Below are 22,191 nucleotides of genomic sequence, written 5' to 3' on the forward strand. Positions count from 1 at the left end.
TGCACCGCTGCACGCCCGAGGAGCCGCCCGTGTCCACCCCGTACCCGAACGTTCCCGTCTCCTCCGGCATGACGGTCTCCGCCACCGACTACGACGGCGCGCCGATCCTCGTCGAGCCCGAGACCCAGCGGCTGGACGGCGCCGTGCGCGAGGTGTCCGTACCGCCGTTCGCCCCGCCGGTGCGGCACGGGTCGCTCGCCGACCTGCCCTTCGACAACGCGGCCGCGGACCCCGGCGCCGTGGTCCTCAGCCGCCGGACGGCGGACGGCACCTGGGCGGACGTGACGGCGGCGGCCTTCGCCGAGCAGGTGCTCGCCCTGGCCAAGGGGCTGCTGGCGGAGGGGCTGGCACCGGGCGACCGGATCGCCGTCATGGCCCGCACCCGCTACGAGTGGTCCCTGCTCGACTTCGCCGCCTGGGCGGCCGGCCTGGTGACCGTCCCCGTCTACCCCACCTCGTCCGTCTTCCAGACCCGCTGGATCCTCCAGGACTCCGGTGCCGTGGCCCTGGTGACGGAGACCGCGGGCCAGGCCGCCGCCCTCGGCCCGGAACTCGACCGGGTGCCCGACCTGCGCCACCTGTGGGTGATCGAGAAGGAGCATCTCGACCGGATCGCGGAACTCGGCGACGCCCAGGTGCCGGAGGCGGAGGTCGCCGTCCGCCGGGCCATGCTCGGCCCGGACACCCTCGCCACGCTCATCTACACCTCCGGCACCACCGGCCGCCCCAAGGGCTGCGCGCTCTCCCACGGCAACTTCTTCGCCGAGGTGGACAACGCCATCGAGCTGCTCTACCCGATCTTCAAGGCGAGGACCTCCGAAGAGGCGTCCGTGCTGCTGTTCCTCCCGATGTCCCACGTCTTCGGCCGCATGGTGGCGATCGCCTGCATCCGGGCGCGGGTACGGCTGGGCCACGCGCCGAGCCTCAAGCCGGAGTACCTGCTGCCGGACCTCGCGGCCTTCCGGCCGACCTGTCTGCTGACCATCCCGTACATGCTGGAGAAGGTCTTCAACACCGCGCGCGCCAAGGCGGAGAAGGGCGGCCGGGCCTCCTCCTTCGACCGCGCCGCGGCGGTGGCCAGACGCTACGGCGAGGCACTGGAGGCCCGGCAGACGGGCACCGGCAACGGCCCGAGCCGCGCCCTGCGCACGGCCCGCGCCTTCTACGACCCCCTGGTCTACCGCCGCATCCGCAACGCGATGGGCGGCCGGGTCCGGTACGCGATCTGCGGCGGCTCCCCGCTGGGCCGCCCCCTGGGCGCCTTCTACGCCGGCGCCGGCATCGAGATCTTCGAGGGGTACGGGCTGACCGAGACGACCGGCGCCTCCACCGTGACCCCGCCGCTCAAGCCCCGGCTCGGGACGGTGGGCTGGCCCATGCCGGGCGCCAAGATCCGTATCGCCGCGGACGGTGAGATCCTGATCGCGGGCGAGCACGTCCTGCGCGGCTACTGGGATCCGCAGGCGGGCGGGGTGGTCCCGGCGACCCGGGACGGCTGGCTCGCGACGGGCGACATCGGGCAGTTGGACGCCGAGGGGTATCTGACGATCACCGGCCGCAAGAAGGAGCTGCTGATCACGGCGGGCGGCAAGTCGGTGGCGCCGGCCCCGCTGGAGAACTGGCTGCGCGCGCACCCCCTGATCTCCCAGGTCATGCTGGTCGGCGACGCCCGCCCCTACGTCAGCGCCCTCATCACCCTCGACGTCGACGGCATCACCCACTGGCGGCAGATGAACGGCAAGCACCCGGTGCCACCGGAACTCCTGGTGGACGACCCGGACCTGACCGCGGTCCTGCAGCGCGCGGTGAACGAGGCGAACCGGCTGGTGTCCCGCCCCGAGTCCATCAGGAAGTTCACCATCCTGCCGAAGGACTTCACCGAGCAGGCGGGCCACCTCACCCCCTCGATGAAGCTGCGCCGCGACCAGATCATGCGCGACTTCACCGAGGCGGTGGAGGGCCTGTACGCGGGGTAGCCGCCCCCGCGGATCAGCCGGCCGGGTCGGTCAGCCGGCTGCGCGGGCCGCGATCAGGAACACCAGGTGGGTGGATTCGCCCTCCGCGAGGTCCGGTGCGCGGTCCAGCCGGGCCCGGACCGAGAAGCCGGCCTGCTCCAGGAGCCCGGCCATGTGGTCCGGCCGGCGGCGGCGGAAGTCCAGGGACGGCCGGTCCGGACGGAGCGGCTCGTCGCCGACCTGGAGGGCCGGCAGCAGCTGCCCGCCGGGCGCCGGCACCCGGGCGAACTCGGCGAAGAGCGCGGGCAGTCGGTCCACCGGGGTGTGGCTGATCGAGTACCAGGCGACCACACCCGCAAGGCCGCCGTCCGGCAGATCCAGCACCGGCATCGAGCCCGGCCGGAACACCGGCCGCGGATTCCCTCGACGGGCGAACTCCACCACACCCGCCGACAGGCCGACGCCTCGGTCCTGTCGTCAGATTCCCGTCGTTCGCCCGGAGGGCGGGCCCTGCGGCATCGTGGGGGTCCCCCCTGGTCGAGCGGAGCCGAGAGCTTGGGGGAGCGTGCATGGCGTCGTGGGGCTGGGGGCACCTCCCGGCCGGAGGCTGGGGGAGGGAGTTTGCCGACAGGGCCTAGGACCGACAGTCCCAGCGAGTCCAGATGGGCCGTCACCCACCAGCTCCGCGAACCCGGCCGGCACCGCTCGGTCCAGCCGGCCTGGTCGTCAGCGGGGCGGGGAAGTGGGCCGCATAGTCCTCGACGAAGGCCACCGACAGGGCCCCCTGCCCACCCAGCAGCCACAGCCCCGAGCACCACCACCGCGAACGGAGGACCCAGGCGGGTCTTGCCCAGCCCGCGGCAGCGCGCCCTCGTGGGCAGTACAAGGTCAGTTCCTGGAGGCGGGCCGGGACCGTGACTCTGCCGTGCGGCAGGGGGACCCGCAGGGCCGGCCCGCGCGGTGTTCGGTGGAGCGAACGCTCAGTGAATGGTCGTATCCATAGGGTGAATGGAGTTCATGAACGCCATGCGGCCCCGTACACGATCTGGGGAACGGGCGCGCTGATCATGCAGCACGCACAGCTACGGCCGGCGCAGGAAAAGGGCAGGAGCCCCGTCGCCGGAAGGCGCGGGGCTCCTTGGGTACTTCTCTCAGGCTGCGATCGGATCGCTGCTCAGACGGGGGTGACGTTCTCCGCCTGCGGACCCTTCGGGCCCTGGGTCACGTCGAAGCTCACCTGCTGGTTCTCTTCGAGCGAACGGAAACCCTGAGCGTTGATCGCGGAGTAGTGAACGAAGACGTCGGGGCCGCCGCCTTCCTGGGCGATGAAGCCAAAGCCCTTTTCGGCGTTGAACCACTTCACGGTTCCGGTAGCCATAAGCCCTCCTTGGGCTCACAAAGGGTTGCCCTGCTCCAGAACCTGCAAGTGTGAAACAGTGCCGCACAAGTGCATATGTCTGAAAACGACGAGAGCCCGCGGTTACATGCTCCGCAGGCTCTGTACTGCAAGGGAAACCAAACTGCAACTTGCGGCGAGCCTAGCACGCAGGCAGCCGGAAGCAATAGGGGTCAAGATCACGCCACTCGGAAGTTTGAACACCGCTAGGCCGGTTGACGGAGGGGGCGGTTGTCGGCACCGTACCTCATGAGGTCTAGTCTCGCGATGTGGACAATTCTCGCACCCGGCCGCGCGTCGGCCACATCCAGTTCCTGAACTGCCTGCCCCTCTACTGGGGGCTCGCGAGAACCGGCACCCTCCTCGACTTCGAGCTGACCAAGGACACCCCGGAGAAGCTCAGCGAGCAGCTGGTGCGGGGGGACCTCGACATCGGGCCCATCACCCTGGTCGAGTTCCTCAAGAACGCCGACGACCTGGTCGCCTTCCCGGACATCGCGGTCGGCTGCGACGGCCCCGTGATGTCCTGCGTGATCGTCTCGCAGGTCCCCCTCGACCGGCTCGACGGCGCCCGGGTCGCCCTCGGCTCGACCTCCCGGACCTCCGTCCGCCTGGCCCAGCTGCTGCTCGCCGAGCGGTTCGGCGTACAGCCCGACTACTACAGCTGCCCGCCCGATCTCAGCCTGATGATGCAGGAGGCGGACGCGGCCGTACTCATCGGGGACGCCGCGCTGCGGGCCAACCTCCTCGACGGTCCGCACTACGGGCTCGACGTGTACGACCTGGGCACCCTGTGGAAGGAGTGGACGGGCCTGCCGTTCGTCTTCGCGGTCTGGGCGGCCCGGCGCGACTACCTGGAGCGCGAGCCGGCGATCACCCGGCAGGTGCACGAGGCGTTCCTGTCCTCCCGCAACCTCTCCCTGGAGGAGGTCGGCAAGGTCGCCGAGCAGGCGGCCCGCTGGGAGGCCTTCGACGAGAAGGTCCTGGCGCAGTACTTCACGACGCTCGACTTCCGCTTCGGCGCCCCGCAGCTGGCGGCGGTCGCCGAGTTCGCCCGCCGGGTCGGCCCGACGACCGGCTTCCCCGCGGACGTGAAGGTGGAGCTGCTGGCATAGACCGGCGGTCGCGCCGCCCGGGCGCTCCCACGGTACGGCTCCGCGGCACTACCCTGCTGACCGAGGCGTGACGGGGAAGAGGGGGACGCCGATGCAGCCGCTCGCGGCCGACGAGCCCACCGCCGTGGGGCCCTACCGGCTCCTCGGCCGGCTCGGCTCCGGCGGGATGGGCCGGGTCTATCTGGGCCGCAGCACCGGCGGCCGTACGGTCGCCGTGAAGATCGTGCATCCGCACTTCGCGCTGGACGAGGAGTTCCGCGCCCGGTTCCGGCGCGAGGTCGACGCCGCGCGCCGGGTGGGCGGCGCCTGGACGGCACCGGTCCTGGACGCCGACCCCGACGCGCCGGTGCCCTGGGTCGCCACCGGCTATGTGGCCGGACCCTCCCTGGCGGCCGCCGTCGCCGCCCACGGGCCGCTGCCCCAGCACTCCGTACGGACGCTGGGCGCGGGTCTCGCCGAGGCGCTCGCGGCCGTGCACGAGCTGGGTCTCGTGCACCGGGACGTCAAACCGCCGAACGTGCTGCTCACCCTGGACGGCCCGCTGCTGATCGACTTCGGGATCGCCCGGGCCACCGACGGCACGGCCTCCCTGACCTCGACCGGCGTCTCCATCGGCTCGCCCGGCTACATGTCCCCCGAGCAGATCCTGGGCAAGGGCGTCACGGGGGCCGCGGACGTCTTCTCCCTGGGCGCGGTGCTGGCGTTCGCGGCGACCGGCGCACCGCCCTTCCCCGGGGACTCCTCGGCCGCACTGCTCTACAAGGTCGTCCACGAGGAGCCCGAACTGGGGGCTTTGCACGGCGAGTTGCGGCAGGTGGCCGCGGCCTGCCTGGCGAAGGAACCCGGTGCGCGGCCGGCCCCCGGCGCGGTGGCCGGCCGGCTCGCCCCGGACGGTGCCGCGCGCCTGGTCGCGGGCGGCTGGCTGCCGGGGCCGCTGGTGGAACAGGTCAGCCGGGACGCGGTGCGGCTCCTCGGCCTGGAGACGACGGATCCGGCGCCGTCGGGCCCGGTCGCGTTCAGCAGCCCCTCGGTGACCGGCAGGACGGAGGCACCGGCGGGGGAGTTCGGACCGCCGCCGGTGATGCCCGGGGCGGCAGCGGGAGCCGGGACGGGGATTGGACCCGGAGTCGCGGTCGGGGCCGGTGCGAGCGGGGGATTCGGTGCCGGTGCCGGGGGCCTCGGCGGCGGCACCGGCGGGGTTCCCGGGCCACGGGACGCGGTGCCCGGGGAGCAGCGGCCGGGCAAGGTCTCCGTCACCATGGCGGCCACCTCCGCTCCGGGCGCGGGAGGCCGGGGACGCCGTATGAGCTGCACGGTGGCGCTCGCCGTCGCCGGGGCGCTCGCGGCGGTCACGGTCGGGCTCGGCTTCCTGCTCCGCCCGCTCATCGGCGGCGACGGCGCCCACGACACCGCCGGGGCCGGCACCAAGCCGCCCACGGCGTCAACCGGTTCGGGCGATGCGGGCCCGGCGCCCGGTTCCGGCGTCCTCGCGCCCTACCTCGGCACCTGGCAGGGCCAGGCCACCGCCCTCGACGGCCAACTGCCCATCGGCACCTTCCGGCTCACCGTCCGGTCGGCGGACGTGGGCGAGGAGTTGGGCCGGCTGCGCCAGACCGACCAGCTCGGCGGCGTCTGCACGGACCTGCTCACCCTGAAACAGGTGACCGCGACGGCACTCGTCGCGACGTCGGTCGGGGCCGAGGACAACCACGCCGGCTGCAACCCCGACCCGCACACGATCCGGCTCACCCCGGTGGGCGACGACCTCACGTATACGTCGGACAGCACGGCGGAGGGCAACCCGACCTCCCGCATGTCCAGGACCGACTAGCCCTCGCCACTCGCGTCGGCGAAGGCGGGTCAGCCCGGGATCACCACCGTGCGCAGTTCGCCGTCGCCCAGGTGGAGCATGCCCTTGCCGGGGGCGATCTGGCCGCCCACCAGGCTGCGGGAGAGGCGTACGCCGATGAGGTCGCCGCTGGAGGACTCCTGCGGGGACAGCAGGATGCCGCGGCGGCCCTTCTTCGCGTCGACCTGCCAGCCCGAGAAGCCGCTGCACACGTCCTCCTCGTCGCCGGCGATGACGAGGGCGAGGCCGCGTTCGGCGCCGCGGGAGACGATGCGCTTCATATGGGACTCCGCATCGCAGTCCTCCAGGATCTCCCCGTCGTCGACGAGCACGGCGATCGGTTCCTCCAGGGACGCCGAGTCGATCGCCTCCTCGAACTCGTCCTCGTCGATGTCGTCCCCGGTGAAGACCTTCAACACACCGTCCCTGCCGTCGAGTTGCCGCAGCGGCGACTGGCGCGGGGCCGCGACGACCAGACGTATGCCCTGGGCGAGATAGGACTGGGCGAAGTTCATCAGGACCGTGGAGCGGCCGGACTTCGCCGGGCCCGCGACCACGAACGACGGGACGCCGTCCGCGAGATCGGGGCCGAAGCCGACGATCTCGTCGCCGCCGATGCCCGCCAGCGCCCACAGCCGCGAACGGGCGGCCTCCGGCTCGCGCATCTCCCACGCGTCCTCGAAGGAGATTCGGCTCGGCAGGCTGTCCACCCGGAACGGCCGGCGCGAGCGTGGCACGCCCGCGTCCCTGACCGTCGCCGCCTCGCCGATCGCCGCGATCGCCGCCGCCTGCCCCTGCCCCGTGGTGTCCTGAGCGAGCAGCGCGAACTGCGCCTCCGTACCGGACTCGTTGCGGAACGCCCGCCCCGGCGGGATCTCCTCGGGCACCTTGCGGGCGGGGATGCCGAGCGTCGAGAAGTCGCTGCGGTCGGCGAGCCGCAGACCGTACTTGTCCTCGGTGAGCGTCGCGATCCGGCCCACGAGCAGCGTGCGGTCACCGGTCAGCACCAGATGGATGCCGACGCTCGCACCTTCCCGCATCATCGTGGTCAGCTCGTCGGTCAGCGCACCGTGGTCGATCTCGCCGAGCGTGGGCACCCAGCCCTCCCAGCGGTCGAGGAGCACGACGAGGTGCGGCAGCCGCTGGTCCTCGGGCGCCGCGGCCCGCTGCTCGCCGATGTCGGCGAAGCCCTTGTCCGCCAACAGATCCTGACGGCGGGAGAGTTCGCCCTTGAGCCGGTTGACGAGACGGATGACCCGCTCGGTCTGGTTGCGGCCGACGACCGCGCCGCAGTGCGGCAGCCGGGTCAGCGCGTTGAGGGCGCCGTTGCCGCAGTCGATGCCGTACAGATGGACGTCGGCGCAGGAGTGCGTGCGGGCGAGGGAGCCGGCGATGGTGCGCAGCACCTGCGAGCGGCCGCTGCGCGGGGCGCCGCCGATCATCAGATGGCCGAAGGTGGCGAAGTCCACCACGACCGGGCGGCGCGCCTGGTCGGCGGGCAGGTCCGCCACGCCGTACGGCGCGGGCGGCAGCCGGCCCGGAGCGAGCGCCGGGACCGGTGTCTCGATCTCGTCCAGCAGCAGCGTCTCGGTGAGCGCGGGCAGCCACGGGCTGTGCTGCGCGGGGATGCCCAGCGCGGTGTTGGCGTCGCGGACCGCGTCGACCAGCACCTTCAGGTCGGTGATCTCCTCGTCCTCGCGCGCCTCGGCCTTCGGCTTCACCAGCGCGGCCCGGCCCAGGTCCGCCCAGCCCAGCTCGCCCACCCAGGGCGCGAGGGCGGTCGGGTCCGCGGCACCGGGCCGTCGGCCGCCGACCCGTCCCGACTGGAACGGCACCAGCGACGCGTGCCCGAGGCGGACGTACGCCCGGCCCGGCGTGTTCTTGGAGATGTGTCCGGCCTCCGGCGAGTCGATGACATCGCTGGACTCGCCGCCGTCCGTCACGCGCAGCGCGATCCGCAGGTTGGTGTTGGCCCGGATCTCGGGGGAGACCACACCGCTCGGCCGCTGCGTGGCCAGCAGCAGATGGATGCCGAGCGAACGCCCCCGCTGGGCGATGTTGACCAGGCCGGTCACGAAGTCGGGCAGGTCGCGCACCATCGAGGCGAACTCGTCGATGACGATGAGGAGTCGGGGCACCGGCGCGCGCGAGGGGTCGCGGCGCACCAGGTCCTGGTAGTCCTCGATGTCCTTGGCGTCGGCGGCGGCCAGGATGTGCTCGCGCCGCTTCAGCTCGGCGCCCAGGGACTCCAGGGCGCGCTCGACGAGGTGGGCGTCGAGGTCGGTGACCATGCCGACGGTGTGCGGCAGCTTCACACAGTCCTTGAACGCCGAGCCGCCCTTGTAGTCGACGAGGACGAACGTCATATTCTCCGGCGTGTTGGCCACGGCCAGCGAGGCGACGATGGTCTGCAGCAGCTCGGACTTGCCGGAACCGGTGGTACCGGCGATCAGACCGTGCGGGCCGTCCTTGCGCATGTCGATGCCGAACGGACCGTCGTACGACTCGCCGATGACCGCGAGCGTCGACTGCCCGCCCAGCCGCCAGCGGGCGGTGATCGCGTCCCCGGTCGGCGGCTCCAGTTGCAGCACGTCCAGCAGCCGGCTCGCGCCCGGCAGCGCCGAGTCCTCGGTCTCGCCGCTGATGTCCCGCAGCGGGGACAGCGAGCGGGCCAGGCGCAGGCACCAGGGGGCGGAGACGAAGTCGGGCCGTACGTCCTTGATGCGCTCCGCGCCCGCCTCCTCGACCCGCAGCCGCAACTCCGCTGCCTGCTCGGCCGGTTCGGTCTCCTGGCCGCTCGCGGTGTGCCAGGCGTGGAAGGACGGGAAGCCCCCGGGCGCCTGCTGCCGGACCGCCGGCTGCGCGGGGTCGTCGTACTCCCGCGCCTTGGGCTCGGCCACGACGAACGCCTGGCACTCGCCGGGCAGGAACCGCTCCTCCGCGTCCAGGCACAGCGCGTACATCGACACCGCGGGACCCTCGCGCAGCAGCCGTACCACGCCCGGCAGCGACCGCAGCCGCCGCGAGCCGTCCCAGACGACCACGATGTCCGGGTCGGAGAAGTCGGTCCGCTGGCCGCGGTTCTGCTCGGCGGCCTGCTTGCGGGCGTCGAGGATCCGGGTCAGCTCGCCGATGCGGGCGCCCACGGTCTCGGCGTCGGTGCCGATGAGGACGTTGGCGTCCTGCCCGCCGGTCGGTCTGGCGTGCGGCAGCCAGCGCACCCAGTCCCAGCTGCGCTGCGCGCTGTTCTCGCTCAGGACGTAGAACTGGACGTCCATCGGGCTGTGCAGCGCGGCGGTCTGGGCGACCGCCCAGCGTCCGAGGGCACGGGCGGAGTCGCCCGGCCCCGCCATGCCGATGACGCCGAGGGAACGCAGCGAGAGCGAGACCGGCGCGTCCTCAATGTGCCAGGTGACCTGGCGGCGGTGGTCGTCCTGCTCCGGGTCGTCGAGCACCACCTCGGAGGGCAGCCGGCCCGTACCGACCCGCACGAGCAGATGGTCCCGGTCGGTGCGCCGCCGCTCCCACAGCCGGGTGCGCGGGCCGGTGCCGAGGGAGAGGACGGCGGCCGGGTCGGGCACGGCGTGGCGCCGGTCCTGCCGCTCCGCGACCAGCGCGTCCTGTGCGTCCTTCTCGATCCGTTCCTTCTGCTCCTTGTACTCCTTGACCTGCTTCGCATGGGACTTGCGCCCGTGCTTCTTGTCCATGGAGTAGTTGGCGAACAGCAGGACGGGGCTGAGCGCCGCCATGATCAGGTAGTACCAGCGGTGGAAGACGAGCACGGCCACCACCGCGCCGACCAGCGGCGTCAGCGCCATCAGCCAGGGCAGCGGGCGGGCCTCGTAGTCACGCGGCGGCGACAGCAGCCGGAACTTGGTCTGCCGCTCGGGCGGGCGCAGCCGGGGCGGCCGGTTGTAGTCGAGTCCGATCCCGTCCTCCGACCACTTCAGGGCCGCGTTGGGCGGGCTGTAACGGCCGAGTTCGAGGAGGGTGTTGCCGACGGCGATCTGCGCGCCGAGCGGCCAGGCGCCGCCGTCGGCCGCGGAGATCTCCGTCCCGTCGAGGGTGACTGTGCCCTTGGCGTCCTTGGCGTCCTCGGCGTCGTTGCCGTCGTTGTCGTCCGTGCCGGTGTGCACGGCGACTTGGCAGGTGCCATCGGTTGCAACTGACAAGGTGAGGGCACGGGCGTCGAGTTCGGGATCGTCGACGCGCAGCGCGGCGGCCGGGCCGCTGCCGATGTCGTAGCGGCCGACGCCGAGCCGGTGCACATGGCCGGCGGCCGGGCCGCCCACGACCCGCAGTTCGACCAGCCCGGTCGGTTCGCCCGGCAGACAGCCGGCGGGGTCCTGGAGGCTGACGACGGCGCCCTCGCGCAGCGGCGAACCGACGACGGTGGCGGCGGGATCGACGGCGTACCCGTCCACGTACACGAGGGGCGCACCGCCCGGCGGGACCGCCTGGTGCTGCCCGATCGGAATGACCTGCGCACCACCGACCCCGACCTGCTTGGCCAGTTCCTGGGCGATGTCCCCGACTCTGGACTCGGGGTCGGCATCGAGTACGACATCGGCGGAGCCCCCGCCGAACGGGTCGACGACGGTCAGAGTCAGGCGCACGCTTGTCCTCCCCAAGCCCCCGTGACCGCTCCCTCCCGCAGGTCACAGTGGAAGCGACGATATCCGTTCGGTGCCGGGGCGGGGCAATGGGGAGGCGGGGGTACCGGCGCTTCCGCGTGCTCTTTCCGATGGCAACGCGCTGTGCACGAGCTCACGACGTCCCGTTCACCGATCCTGTGCGGGATTCGGGGATGTGGCACGTCAGTTCACCCCCGTAAGCTGCTGCCCGCAGGAGCGGACGATCACCCGGCTGGAACCACGCGGCCCGGCCGTCTCGTCCGCTCACAGGGAGCCACGGGGGTTGGCCCTGCGGCATGGGTGAAGAGGAGCGGTCTCATGGCCAAGGACCTTGATGTCACATACCAGGACATGCGCGATGCAGCCAAGCATGTCGTGAAGGAGAAGGAAAAGCTCCAGGAGAAGCTCGACGGCCTGCGCAAGTACATCGCCAACCTGGTCGAGTCCGGCTACGTCACCAAGAGCTCCTCGAAGGCGTTCGACGAGAACTTCGAGGAGTTCACCCGCGGTACCAAGGACACGCTCGACGGTCTGGACGGCATGGGTGACTATCTGACCAACGCGGCCGACAAGTTCGAGCAGATCGACGAGGAACTGGCAAAGGCGGCCAAGAGCCGGTGACCGCCGGCTGACGGGGTGCGGTGCCGTGCGGACACGACACCGCACGGCCCACCCGGCCTGCCGGGGCTGTGGCCGAGGCGTACGAGGACATCGATCACTCAGCCGACACAGTGGGCGAGCCGTCGTCGGTCGGATCGATGAATGACACCGTCTGGAGAATGCTGGACATCAGGCGGTAGATCTCGGACCACTGCTCCATGGACGCCGTGTAGAGAGTGAAGATCGCGGTGAACGGTCCTGTGGGAAAGGGCACATGGACCTGGATCTGTCCGGTGAGGAGCTTCGTCTCCTCACCGCTCGCCGTCGCCTCTGGACTGATCCGGTACTCGCGCAGGCTGATGCAGGACACAGCCGGTCCGCACGGCAGATCGAGCCAGATGGCGTCGTTGTACGGATCACTGGACAGTGCCGCGAGGACGCCCTGAGCCACGACGTCGGTGTCGCCGTCCTCTTGGTCGGTTGCCACGGTGGCCACGGTGAAAGCGCACTGGGCCACACCGTCGGCCGGCTCGTGTCGGACGACCGATTCTTCGGACGTGGCTCCTTCCTCCACCGTGGAGAACAGGCCCATCGCGGCATAGGAGACACCGGTGTCCGCCATGAGTTCGGCTATCGCCGCATAGTAGGGGGCGGCGGGCTCCCAGACGGTCTCGTCGCTTCGGGAATACAGTTCTCGCACGAACGAGCGGGCACGTTCGGCGCGTTCTTCCGCAGTGGCGGCCACAGGCAGTGCGAAGAAGCCCTCAGGGACGAGGAACCAGACCGGGGGAAGCCCGCCGTCGGCAGAACTGACGTACAGATCGTTCGCGGAGTGGGTGGCAGGGCTCATCTGAAGTGGTCGGCCGTTCTGATCGGGAGCGGGGAGAGCGTCAACTCGGGAAGTCTTCCTGGTGGTACTCCGTGAGTGGGAGTTCGGTGCCCTGCGCGTCCATGACCGTGCTCAACTCGGAATCACCGAAGAACGCATGGATGGTGCTCGGCGCCACGACGTGGACTCTGAAGCAGCCGCACGCGTTCTGTGACACCAGAGGAGCCTGAGAATCCGGCGGCTGGGCGGCGGCGAAGCGCTCTACGGTGTTCCGCTGCGCGGGAGTGAGCGTGTCGAGCGGAATGAACTGCACGTCCTTGTCGAGATGCCGAATGAGCCTTATCCGTTTGATGCTGCTGAGCCGGCACCAGGAACCGTCGGCGAATACGATCTTTACGTCCTGTCCGTCCCTGAAGTCCCGTGGGACGACCTCGGTGATCGTGGAACGCGGAATCTCCCAGAGGAGTTCGTCGTCGATCAGCCGGTCGTTGTGCTTGACGTAGGGGAACCCCACGATCACCAGTCGGCGATCAGTGATGACGGCGTGGGTGCGATAGCGCTTGGCCGAGGAACGACCCGGGTCGAGTTGCCAGGGCAGAGTGCGGGCGACGGTAGCGGGAGCCGCCCACATCACGGGGAAGTCCTCCACCTCGTCACCCCGGTCGTCGGACGTGTCCGACCCCTCTTCGGAAGGGCCTCCCGGGGTACTTCCCCCCTGCGAGGTGAGAACGCCCATGATGGCCACGCCCACGGCCATGGCGGCGCCCTTGAATGTGTTCCGGGCGACCGTGTCCCCCGTGGAACGGGCTGTGTAGACCGGTCCTTCGGGCCAGCCCGCGAGTTCGTGCTGAATGTCGTTGCGCTCGGTGTCACGGAACCACCGCATACCCCTGACCCGCATGGCGGCGCCGGTGGCGAACGTGAGGGGAACACGGGCGAGCAGAACTTCTCCGGGGCCGGGTTGCCAGACACTCATCTCGATGTGAATCCTCCTGAACGGCGTATCGGAGCCGACTAGTCTCCCGACACGTGACCGTAGATCTTGGGAGCGATCTTGAGACCGGCGTCGAGTGCGATACCGGCTCCGAACGGGTTGATGTTCACGCCCGGAATGAGATTCGCTCCCTTGGTGCCGATGAACTGCCCCTGGTGATAGCCGGCCACGGCGAGACCGCCCATCCGTGACATGAGTCCACTGGTTCCGTGGGTCACCTGGTAGACGTCGTCCGACATGCCGCCGAGCCTCACGATGCCGGCTTTGCCGAGCCCTCCCGTCAGATTCGAGGATTCTTTACCGAAAGACATCAGGATTCGTGAGCTTCCGATTCTCGTGGACGTGAATCCCTTGCCGAGCCTGCCGGCCGTGGTCGTCGCCTTGGCCGCGCCGATCACCTTGACGCCCTTGCTGAACAATCCGATTCCTGGCAGCAGTCCTACGGCGTCTAGTCCGACGTGCATCCAACTCACGTCTGCACCCGCCGCTTTGGCGACGCCGTGTGCGGCCAGGGCAAGACCGCTGCCGATGAGCGCGGCCGTGCCGAAGATGGCCGCGAGAGGTGGGAACGGGAGCGTGACGATGGCCAGCATGCCCAGTACAGCTGTGACATCGCTGAGTACGTCACCCACCATCTTGATGAGATCGGCGTGGTCCTTGAGCCAGTCGCCGGTTGCGTCCCAGGCGTCCGCTATGCCCTTGCCCAGCTTCTCCCAGAAACCGGGCTCGTCGGGGGCGATGTCCGCGGCCTTGTCCAGCTCCTTGCCGATCTTGCCGGCGGCCAGCCTGTAACGCTCCTCAAGGTCATGGACCTTGTTGATGACCTCGTTGACGGCGCTGGAGGCCTCGCCGAGTTCCTCGCTGCCCTCGCTCCCGGCCTCCGCCTTGGCTTTGTCCTGGGCGCTGAGCTTCTCCCCGGCCAGCTTCTCCAGCAGATCCGCCTCGTCCTGGAAGTCCTGGAGCTCACCTGCCCACCGGTGCAGGGCACGCGAGGCCTTGTCGAAGGACTCGTGGCTCTTGCGGATGAGCGGAGTGACGTCCTGCCCGATGTACTCCGTGAAGGCGATCGCGGTCTTGCCCTTCCAGGCGCCGCACTCGATCCGCTCCAGCTCGCGCACGGCCGTGCCCAGTTCGCTCGCCAGACCGCCGAGCCGCTTGGCGAGTTCCCGGGTGTCCGTCACGTCCCCCGGGGTGGGGTCCCACCCTATGCGCGGGAAGGCCGGCCGCTTTACGGTCACGTCACTTGCCCTTCTTCTTCACCTTGAGCGATTCGGCAAGCTCCTGGTCGAGTCCGTCGAATGTATCGCCGATGGTGTTGATCATCTTCACCGCACCGTGCGTGTGCTTGCCGAGCTGCTTGATGCCGTAGCCCCAGTCGTCGGCGAAGTCCTTGACGTCCTCGATGAGTTTGCTCTCGCCGACGGCGGAGGCGTCGGCGCTGCGCAGGCTGCGACGGGCGTCCTCCATCCGGTCGCTGATGGAGGAGAAGGTCTTCTTCAGATGCTCGAAGACGGTGTCCTCGAGACGCAGGTCACTCATGTCGCATTCCGGTCTCCGTCACAGCCGCACAGGGGGATTCCCGTGCGGCAGGTGCTGGTCGAGAGTCCCGACGGTATCCATGGGTTCCGTGATTTCGCCAGGGCGAACTGCTCCTGTGAAGAGACCTCGACGGTCCGTCCGTTCCGCTGCCCGGCGGGTAGGGGCCCGCCGGGTCGGTGGGGGTGTCAGCGGTTGACCGACTGGATCTCCTGCACGGTGACCGCCTGGTCGTTGCCGAACGTGCCGTCGGGGAGCCGCGTCGGGTTGGGGCTGCCCGTGCCCGTCCAGGTGATCTCCCAGGTCACGGTGGCCCGGAGGTCGAAGGTGCCGTTGCCGGAGGAGCGCAGGTACTTGACACCACAGGGCGGGGTCCTGTCGGCCTTGCCCTTCGCGTAGGGCTCGCCGATGGAGCCGTCGGCGTTGACGCGGCAGATTCCCGAGCCGGGGTAGGTCGTGGCGTCGGGGGTGCCGGGTTCGAGCCTGAGGGCGACCGGTCTGGCGGTGGTCGTGGCCTGGATGTCGAGGCCGGCGACGTTGAGCGCGGCGGTCACGGAGACCTCGTCGAACTTGGCCTTGTCGAGCCAGGCCCAGGTGGCCAGGTTGACCTTGGTGGTGTTCTGCGGTGCGAGGGTCACCTCGGTGGCGGGGAGCTGGATGCGGTTGTAGGCGAGTTCGGCCAGGATCTGGGGGGTCACCGCGTTGTCCACGGGCGGTGCGTCACCGGTCTCCACCCAGAAGGGCTGCTTGTTGCAAGCCTGTGCCGCGGGTTCCATCCAGCGGTCCTCGTCGACGACCGCCACCCACCAGTTGCCCTCGTCCTTCACGTCGAGGTTGTAGTTCTTGTACGTGCCGTCCTTGTAGTCGTTCCGGAACATGCCGACGGACGTCTTGGCGTAGCTGTGCTGTCCCGGCGTGTTGATCGTCTCGGTGTACATGTCTTCGACGTACTGCGCGAAATCCTCAGCACTCCGAGGTTCGTACCAGCACGCGGGCGGGGTCCAGTTCGTCACCGGCCGTACCGACGAACCGGTTCCGCTTCCGCGTACCGAGCCGGAGTACGTGACCCGGGAGGTCAGAGTTCCTCCGCTCGCGCTTCCGGACTGTTCGGTGCGTCCCTGCGTGCCGCTGCTCGGCGGCCAGTCGGCGAACGCGACGCCGGAGGCGGTGAGGGTGAGAGCCCCCGCAAGGAGAGCTGCCAAGACGATCCTGCCGCGTGACGTCACGGAGTGCATGACTTGTGGCCCCTTTGGGAAGTGAGCTTCGTCGTCTGCCAGACACCCTGCTCGTTCTTTTCCACGCGAGTTGAGTAGAGGACGTAGGAATTGTTCGTCACTTCGGTCTTGTGGACCTTGTTGGTCTTGCGGTCCTTCGCGTAGGCCTTGCCCTGGTCCTCGCAGTAGACGACGCCCGCTGACGAGGAATCGAAAACCTCGATCTTGGCGTTGTAATAGCGGTTGGTCCCGGTGATGCTGTACCCGTCCTTCGCAATGGACTGGACCCAGTCCTTGGCGTCGGCAAGGGCGGTGCCGCGGTAGTAGAAAGAGAGCGCCGGAAGATCGACGTTTCCTTGTGTGATGGCGTAGTTGGTGGCATCGACGCGTTGTGCCACATCCGCGAGGACGGCGTCCTCGGTCGCGTCCCCGGTCTTCCACCCCTCGAACGTGTCCTTGAGGTCGTCCGGAAGTGTGATCTTGGGACGGTCGGCCGAACCGCTTGCGCTCGGCGACGTGGACGCGGAAGAACTTCCGCTGTCCGCGCCGGCGATCTTGTCGTTGTCCTTGGAATCGTCGCTGCTGCCGCAGGCGGTGAGCAGAAAGGCTGCGGCTGCGGCAAGCGCGGCAGCGATGGGCAGAGGGCGGCGCTTCACACTGGGCTCCCCGTGAGACAAGAAGTGAGTCAAGAACTCTGACGTTATAGGCGTGGTCGAGCGGCTTGCCAGGACCAACGTCACCTGACAGGCGGTTGTTCGAGGCGCTGGAGGGGCAACCCGGCGCACCGGAGGCGTGCCGGCCGTGTCCGAGGGCGCCGGCCACCGGCGCAGTCCACGGCTCCCGGGCGCAGCGAGAGCCATCGGCTTCACACCCACCGCAACGACCCCCCGATCGCCTCGCACAGTTCTCCCATCGGGCTTTTGACGCCGCTCAGGGGGACGGTGAAGGCCAGCAGCAGGTAGCCCGCGGAGCCGGGGACGCGGACGTAGAGGTCCAGCGTCGTCGCCGTGGTCACGCGGACCGTGTCGCCGGCCGGGAGGGGGACGACGGTGACGTCCGCGCCGTCGCCGCGGCGGGCCGCGAGCGCCGCGGCGAACTCCTTCGGCGGGGCGTTCAGGGCTCCCCGCGTCGGCAGCAGCGAGACCAGCAGGGTCGCCGGCGTCGCGGTCTGCGCCTCCGCGCGCAGGAAGAGTTCCAGGGCGCCCCGCGCGACCCCGCTCTCGGCGGTGTTGCGCAGGGTCGCCCACACCTCGTGCCTGGCCTCGGCGGACAGCGGCCGGCCCGCCGTCTGCCGGTCGACGAACGTCTTCAGCTGGGGCCGCCAGCGGTCCAGCGTGAGGTCGACGCGGAACCAGTCGCGGGGGACGAGGAGCCGGTAGTCCTCCGGGGGCGGTGTGCTCGTCGGACCGGTCACGCCGCGGGCCCCAGCGGGTTGCCCGCGTCGTCGAAGAAGCAGAGGCTCTTCAGGATGCCCGCGAACATCGCGGAGAAGACCTCCCAGCCCTCCTGCGTCGGGGTCACCATCTCCAGCACCACGGTGGTGCCGTTGGGCAGCGGGACCTGCACCTGGATGAACGACGTCCAGAACGGCTCGTCGTGGCCCGACGGCATGAGCGCCGCGTCGATGGCCGCCTGCCGGGTGCCGATCCAGGACACGGCCCGGCCGCAGGGCAGGCCGATCTCGGCGACCTCGCCCTGGTCGAGCGCGGTCAGGGCGCCGATCGTGGCGTGCACGGGGTTGAAGCGGGCCTCCTCCGGGACGTCCAACAGGGACACGTGCACGGTGGCGGTGCAGCGGGTCCCGTCGACCTCGGTGATGACGAAGCCGGCGTACTGCACGCCCGCCTCGATGAACGTGTCGTAGTTCCCTGCGCACAGGGCGGCCCATTGGTACTGCATGTCGGGCGGCGCCCCGGGCATCACCTCGCGGGCCAGCTCGATCAGCCCGTCGGCCAGCTCCTCGACGGACTCCACGTCCATCGGTAGTTCGAAGAATCCTTCCGGCATGATCCAGCGGAGATGGACGGCCTCGCCGTCCACCACCGACGTGGCTTCGGTCTCTGTCGTGACTGTGCTCATCGGCTGTCCGCCTCGCTGGGCAGTTCGAGTTCCTCTGGGGTGGCGCGCGGGGCGACGGCGAACCGCGGGGGCCCACAGACAGGCCGGGGCCCGCGGTGCTGCCGCCGGCCTCCGCCGCCGGGACGGAAATGACGGTGACGGAACGTCATGGGGGTGCTAGTAGGCGAGCGCCGCGTGGAAGGGCGCGGACGCCGGCCGCGGAGGTGCCTGGGGCGACGGGCTCGGGGTGACGGTCGGGTAGTCGCCGGGGTCGCCGGTCCGTTCGCCGTTGTGCCCGGTGAACACCTTCACCACGGCGTTGACGAAGCTGCCGCCCTTGATGGCGGCGGTGATCTTCTCGCCCGGGATGGCGGCCTTGCCGGCCTTGGTGAGGATGGAGTTCACGGCTGTGACGGCGACGCCGTTGAAGAACTTGAAGCGGACGCCCGCCATCGCCGCCGCGCCGCTGAACCGTAGGCCGCGCAGCCTGGACAGCCCCTTGAGGCCCTTGAGGGCCGTGAAGCCCTTGAGCGCGCCGACGCCCGGAATCACCCCGAGCGTGTCGAAGAACAGCTTGACCCCGTTGAACTCGCCGCCGCGCACCGTCATGTCGTAGACGTGCCCGGCGAGCGCCATGGCACTGGTGACGATGGCGAGCCCGGCGAACACCGGGGCGAGGAACTGCAGGGGCGGCACGAACGCGCAGATGACGGCCAGGACGGAGAAGACCGCCGAGAGGTTCGCGAACATGTCGGCCCAGTCGGCGAGCCAGTTCATGAAGCCGCCGGGATCGCGGACGCCGTCGTGGTGGATGATGTTCTTGATGTGCTTCTCGGCGGCCTTGGCTGCGTCGTCGCGGATGATCTTCGCGCGGCCGATCTCGCTGTGACACTCGCGGATGACGTCCCACGCGGCGTCACGTTTCTTCTCCAGCCGGTTCCGGTCGGCGAAGTCGTCCTTGCCGGGCACGGTGTCCCGGTACTGCTCAAGTCCGGACAGGGCCGTCCTGTGGTCGCCCTCCGCCGCGCGGAAGTCGCTCAGCGCCTTGTCGGCGACCTTCTGGGCGCGGTGCAGCTCGCTGGCGTACTCCTTGGACTCGCCGCCGTCCACGACCTTGGTGCCCAGCGCCTTCGCGGCCTCGTCGTAGCGGTCGAAGGCCCGCTTCAGTCGCCCGGACGTGCCGTCGGCGATCTCGTGGAAGGCGCGCCCGGCGTCGCTGTCCCAGCCCTCGACGGAGGCGAGCGCCCGGATGTTGCCGGCCTGCTTCTCGATCTCGTCGGCCATGCCGCGCAGTTCCTTGCCGAGCCTGGCGACCTCGTACGGGTCTCCGGGTATGGGATCGCCGTCGTGCAGGGGCTCCCAGTCGCGCGGGCGAGTCACTTCTTTCCCTTCTTGCGGGCGTCCCGGAGTGCCTGGGCCAGCTTGCGGTCGACGTCGTCGTACGTGTCCGCCGCCGTCTTCGTGTATTCCGCGAGGTTCTCCATGTCCTCCATGAGTTTCTTGCGCGTCTTCTTCCAGGTGTCGGAGAAGTCGTCGAAGACGTCGCGGAGTCTCTCGCTGCCGAGGTCGTCGCGGAATTCGTCGGCGGGATTCCCGTGCTCCTTGAATTCGCGATGAATGCGGAACAACGAGTCGGAGCAGTCCCTGATGGTGTCCAGGTCTGCTCGCGTCCTGTCAGCCATGTGTACCCCCGTGCGGCCCAGGATCGGTGCGTCTGCGTCGAGATGATGAAGGTAGCGGTGCGGTAGGTGGTTCCGCCAGGCCGGGCGCGCACGCGCGGCCGGAGGGCTGTGAAAGGCGACTTCGGCTAGTCGTCCAGCAACTTCCTCAGTGCGGGCGACAGTTCGGGGACCCGGGCACCCGCCGCCTGCGCCGACCTGACCGCCCGGACGTAGCTCAGTGCCTCGGCCCGGAGGCGTTCCTTCTCCAGCCCCTGGCGCCTGCCGAGCAGCCAGACCAGGATCGCGACGGGGACGAGGACGAGGGCGGCGTAGCCGGCGGGGGTGTCCGAGGTGGCGCCCCACACCGCACCGCCTCCGGCGGCGAGCACCAGCAGACAGCCCGTCTCGTCGTGCCAGCCGCCCTGGTCGGCGACCGTCTCGTACGCGGTGACCGCCTGGGACTTGGCCGGGACCTGGGCCGCGGGGCCGGCCGCCGACGGGTCCTCGGCCGGGTGCGGCACGGCCTCCCCGCCGGCCGTGCCCGCCTGCGGCTCGACGGATTCGTACGACGGGATCGGCGCCACCGCCTTCTCGGACCAGGACCCGGCCGAGTCCTTCCGGCGGCCCTCCAGCCATCCCGGCGCGTACGCCAGCGCCAGCCCGTGCGCCCGCGCCGTGCCCAGCACCTCGCGGTAGCCGGCCAGCGCCGGATGCCTGAGCTCCTGCTTCCAGCGGTCCCGCACCCGGACGAGCGCGGCCACGGCGATGACCAGGAGGGGACCGGAGGCGGCGAGGCTCGCCCTCGCGGCCTGTGTGGACGCGGCGGACGCGGCGAAGGGCAGCAGCAGGGCGATGACGAGGGCCAGCGCTCCGAGCCAGACCAGCGGGCCGCGTTCGGCGGACCGCAGTGCTCCGCGGCGCTCGGTGAGCAGTGCGGTCACCGCGCTGTCGTCGGTGTAGTCGAGGCCGTGGCGGGTGCCTATCGCGCGCACCGCTGTGAGCAGCCGGGGATCGGACGCCAGTGCGGTGCCTTCGAGGGGGAGCTGCTCGGCCGGTGTCGGTGTTGTCCCAGTCACCCGAGGATGATGACATGGGCACCCCGAACCGATGTGAGCAAATCGTGCGGGAACGATGTCCGGCCGGTGCAGCGGAGTGCGGCGCGGACACGCATCGGCCTTCCGCGCGGACGGTCCGTGGCGGCCCCGTTGAACTCCCCGTCCCCGTTGTGAGTGACATGTGCAGGCGTCGTGTTCACCCCGTGGGCGGTCGTCCGGCTGCGGGTCCGGCGGTCCTTCGCCGGCGCAGGTGACGGGCCTGTTGGGCCCCCTTGGCGCAACTGGTCCCTATACGCCCGAAGTTGCAGAGCGCAACGGCGATCCGGGCGGGGCCGGGGACCTGGAACGTGCCTTGAGGGGCTTATGTGTGGCTGATACGGTGCGATCGCTTGACACTCACTCTGGCGCTGGGTATTCGCCCAGGTCGAGCGGTGCGTCCAGCGCGTCTCGTGCGTCGCGCGCGAGCGTTCGGGGGTGAAGTGTCCGCTTGTGCACGGAACTTGCCAGACATTTCTTGGGCGTACGGGGAGCGGTTGCGTGAAGATCCAGGAGCGTACGGGGGCGGGCGCGAATCGTGCCGCCGCTCCGGTTCAGCCGCCGGTCGGTGACCGGCTGCCCACTCCGCCTCGTGAGCGCAAACCGGCGTTGGCCGCGCTCGCCGTGCTGTTGATCCTGCTGGGTGCGCTGGGCGCGACGACGCTCGTGCTGCGCGCCGGTGACCGGATCGAGGTCGTCAAGGTGACGCAGGAGATCCCGGCGGGCGGATCCGTCACCGACAGCAACGTGACCTCCGTGATGGTGGCCGAGGACAGCGAGATCAACTACGTCCGGTGGGAACAGGTCGACAGCCTGAAGAAGCTCAAGGCCAAGAGCACCATCCCGGGCGGGGTGGTGGCGGTCGGCGAGATGTTCGGGACGGAGAGCGGGCTGGCCGCGGGCAAGGCCACCGTCGGCCTGTCCCTCAAGGCGGGCCAGTACCCGGCCAGGCTCGCCGTCGGTGACACCGTCGCCGCGTACCGGGTCGGCGGCAACAGCGGCTCCTCCGGCAGCGGTTCGGCGGACTCCTCCGCGGCCGGCAGCAGCAGTTCCATGATCGTCGACCAGGCACGCGTCACCTTCGTCCCGGACAAGAAGGGCGACAGCGAAAGCCTCGTCAGCAGCACCAACCTGGCCGTCACCCTGGCCGTGGACGGCGACAAGGCCGCCGCGCTCGCGCAGGCCGCGTCCGCCGGCGAAGTGGCCCTCGTCCGCGTCCCCGGCAACAACGCCCCCGGCAACGACTAAGAGGCGGAACC

Annotated in this window: 19 protein-coding genes; 5 read left to right on the forward strand and 14 right to left on the reverse strand. The window is 70.2% G+C overall.

The features are described from left to right. Positions 1-29 precede the first annotated feature (29 nt). Positions 30-1,976 carry an AMP-dependent synthetase/ligase gene (locus CTZ28_RS30860; RefSeq protein ID WP_398657085.1) on the forward strand — a complete coding sequence of 649 codons (1,947 nt, stop codon included), beginning with the start codon at positions 30-32 and terminating at the stop codon, positions 1,974-1,976. 30 nt (positions 1,977-2,006) lie between these two features. Here the strand turns inward: CTZ28_RS30860 and CTZ28_RS30865 are convergent, their stop codons facing one another. Beyond that, complete coding sequence (locus CTZ28_RS30865) at positions 2,007-2,363, reverse strand: class I SAM-dependent methyltransferase (protein ID WP_121893007.1); 357 nt, start codon at positions 2,361-2,363, stop codon at positions 2,007-2,009. 766 nt (positions 2,364-3,129) lie between these two features. After that, positions 3,130-3,333 carry a cold-shock protein gene (locus CTZ28_RS30870; protein ID WP_003974443.1) on the reverse strand — a complete coding sequence of 68 codons (204 nt, stop codon included), beginning with the start codon at positions 3,331-3,333 and terminating at the stop codon, positions 3,130-3,132. 287 nt (positions 3,334-3,620) lie between these two features. On the opposite strand from CTZ28_RS30870, the gene CTZ28_RS30875 reads away from it, so the two are divergent. After that, the gene (locus tag CTZ28_RS30875; RefSeq protein WP_121893008.1) at positions 3,621-4,466 is read left to right on the forward strand and encodes a menaquinone biosynthetic enzyme MqnA/MqnD family protein; all 846 of its coding nucleotides are present in this window, start codon (positions 3,621-3,623) and stop codon (positions 4,464-4,466) included. A gap of 91 nt (positions 4,467-4,557) precedes the next feature. Then, complete coding sequence (locus CTZ28_RS30880) at positions 4,558-6,297, forward strand: serine/threonine-protein kinase (protein ID WP_121893009.1); 1,740 nt, start codon at positions 4,558-4,560, stop codon at positions 6,295-6,297. A 29-nt stretch (positions 6,298-6,326) separates the two neighbouring features. Here the strand turns inward: CTZ28_RS30880 and CTZ28_RS30885 are convergent, their stop codons facing one another. Next, on the reverse strand, positions 6,327-10,931 hold the full coding sequence (locus CTZ28_RS30885; RefSeq protein ID WP_121893010.1) for an FtsK/SpoIIIE domain-containing protein: 4,605 nt from the start codon (positions 10,929-10,931) through the stop codon (positions 6,327-6,329). Between the two features lie 336 nt (positions 10,932-11,267). On the opposite strand from CTZ28_RS30885, the gene CTZ28_RS30890 reads away from it, so the two are divergent. Continuing rightward, complete coding sequence (locus CTZ28_RS30890) at positions 11,268-11,570, forward strand: WXG100 family type VII secretion target (protein WP_121893011.1); 303 nt, start codon at positions 11,268-11,270, stop codon at positions 11,568-11,570. Between the two features lie 94 nt (positions 11,571-11,664). Here CTZ28_RS30890 and CTZ28_RS30895 read toward each other — a convergent pair whose 3' ends face one another. The 11 genes from CTZ28_RS30895 to CTZ28_RS30945 all read right to left on the reverse strand — a co-directional run bounded on the left by CTZ28_RS30895 (position 11,665) and on the right by CTZ28_RS30945 (position 20,917). Further along, positions 11,665-12,294 carry a hypothetical protein gene (locus CTZ28_RS30895; RefSeq protein WP_259471897.1) on the reverse strand — a complete coding sequence of 210 codons (630 nt, stop codon included), beginning with the start codon at positions 12,292-12,294 and terminating at the stop codon, positions 11,665-11,667. 145 nt (positions 12,295-12,439) lie between these two features. After that, the gene (locus CTZ28_RS30900; RefSeq protein WP_121893013.1) at positions 12,440-13,354 is read right to left on the reverse strand and encodes a hypothetical protein; all 915 of its coding nucleotides are present in this window, start codon (positions 13,352-13,354) and stop codon (positions 12,440-12,442) included. A 38-nt stretch (positions 13,355-13,392) separates the two neighbouring features. Further along, entirely contained in the window at positions 13,393-14,610 is a 1,218-nt protein-coding gene (locus tag CTZ28_RS30905) for an enoyl-CoA hydratase/isomerase family protein (RefSeq protein ID WP_121893014.1), read from the reverse strand. A 1-nt stretch (position 14,611) separates the two neighbouring features. Next, the gene (locus CTZ28_RS30910; RefSeq protein ID WP_121893015.1) at positions 14,612-14,911 is read right to left on the reverse strand and encodes a hypothetical protein; all 300 of its coding nucleotides are present in this window, start codon (positions 14,909-14,911) and stop codon (positions 14,612-14,614) included. A gap of 185 nt (positions 14,912-15,096) precedes the next feature. Continuing rightward, positions 15,097-16,143 carry a hypothetical protein gene (locus CTZ28_RS30915; protein WP_398657090.1) on the reverse strand — a complete coding sequence of 349 codons (1,047 nt, stop codon included), beginning with the start codon at positions 16,141-16,143 and terminating at the stop codon, positions 15,097-15,099. Next, positions 16,131-16,778, reverse strand: coding sequence for a hypothetical protein (locus CTZ28_RS30920; RefSeq protein WP_121893016.1), 648 nt, complete (start codon positions 16,776-16,778; stop codon positions 16,131-16,133). Before CTZ28_RS30920 ends, CTZ28_RS30915 begins: the two co-directional genes overlap by 13 nt. Before the next feature lie 209 nt (positions 16,779-16,987). Next, positions 16,988-17,536, reverse strand: coding sequence for a hypothetical protein (locus CTZ28_RS30925; protein WP_121893017.1), 549 nt, complete (start codon positions 17,534-17,536; stop codon positions 16,988-16,990). Next, entirely contained in the window at positions 17,533-18,201 is a 669-nt protein-coding gene (locus tag CTZ28_RS30930; protein ID WP_121893018.1) for a hypothetical protein, read from the reverse strand. The genes CTZ28_RS30925 and CTZ28_RS30930 overlap by 4 nt, the downstream gene beginning before the upstream one ends. Before the next feature lie 156 nt (positions 18,202-18,357). Further along, positions 18,358-19,560 (reverse strand): putative T7SS-secreted protein, encoded by a 1,203-nt coding sequence (locus tag CTZ28_RS30935; protein ID WP_121893019.1) that lies wholly within the window; start codon positions 19,558-19,560, stop codon positions 18,358-18,360. Then, on the reverse strand, positions 19,557-19,862 hold the full coding sequence (locus CTZ28_RS30940) for a hypothetical protein (protein WP_121893020.1): 306 nt from the start codon (positions 19,860-19,862) through the stop codon (positions 19,557-19,559). The genes CTZ28_RS30935 and CTZ28_RS30940 overlap by 4 nt, the downstream gene beginning before the upstream one ends. A 125-nt stretch (positions 19,863-19,987) precedes the next feature. After that, positions 19,988-20,917: a hypothetical protein gene (locus CTZ28_RS30945; protein ID WP_121893021.1), complete on the reverse strand. Its 930-nt coding sequence runs from the start codon at positions 20,915-20,917 to the stop codon at positions 19,988-19,990. Positions 20,918-21,433: 516 nt separating this feature from the next. Here CTZ28_RS30945 and CTZ28_RS30950 point away from each other — a divergent pair. Continuing rightward, positions 21,434-22,180: a hypothetical protein gene (locus CTZ28_RS30950; RefSeq protein ID WP_121893022.1), complete on the forward strand. Its 747-nt coding sequence runs from the start codon at positions 21,434-21,436 to the stop codon at positions 22,178-22,180. Positions 22,181-22,191 lie beyond the last annotated feature (11 nt).

The sequence above is a fragment of the Streptomyces shenzhenensis genome (assembly GCF_003688995.1).
GTDB classification, from domain to species: Bacteria; Actinomycetota; Actinomycetes; order Streptomycetales; family Streptomycetaceae; genus Streptomyces; species Streptomyces shenzhenensis_A.

What these genes read in the sequence shown, in the direction of transcription:
- CTZ28_RS30870 (WP_003974443.1), bottom strand. Translation starts at nt 3,333, where the DNA reads ATGGCTACCGGAACCGTGAAGTGGTTCAACGCCGAAAAGGGCTTTGGC.
- CTZ28_RS30880 (WP_121893009.1), top strand. Translation starts at nt 4,558, where the DNA reads ATGCAGCCGCTCGCGGCCGACGAGCCCACCGCCGTGGGGCCCTACCGG.
- CTZ28_RS30890 (WP_121893011.1), top strand. Translation starts at nt 11,268, where the DNA reads ATGGCCAAGGACCTTGATGTCACATACCAGGACATGCGCGATGCAGCC.
- CTZ28_RS30900 (WP_121893013.1), bottom strand. Translation starts at nt 13,354, where the DNA reads ATGAGTGTCTGGCAACCCGGCCCCGGAGAAGTTCTGCTCGCCCGTGTT.
- CTZ28_RS30910 (WP_121893015.1), bottom strand. Translation starts at nt 14,911, where the DNA reads ATGAGTGACCTGCGTCTCGAGGACACCGTCTTCGAGCATCTGAAGAAG.
- CTZ28_RS30915 (WP_398657090.1), bottom strand. Translation starts at nt 16,143, where the DNA reads ATGCACTCCGTGACGTCACGCGGCAGGATCGTCTTGGCAGCTCTCCTT.
- CTZ28_RS30930 (WP_121893018.1), bottom strand. Translation starts at nt 18,201, where the DNA reads ATGAGCACAGTCACGACAGAGACCGAAGCCACGTCGGTGGTGGACGGC.
- CTZ28_RS30940 (WP_121893020.1), bottom strand. Translation starts at nt 19,862, where the DNA reads ATGGCTGACAGGACGCGAGCAGACCTGGACACCATCAGGGACTGCTCC.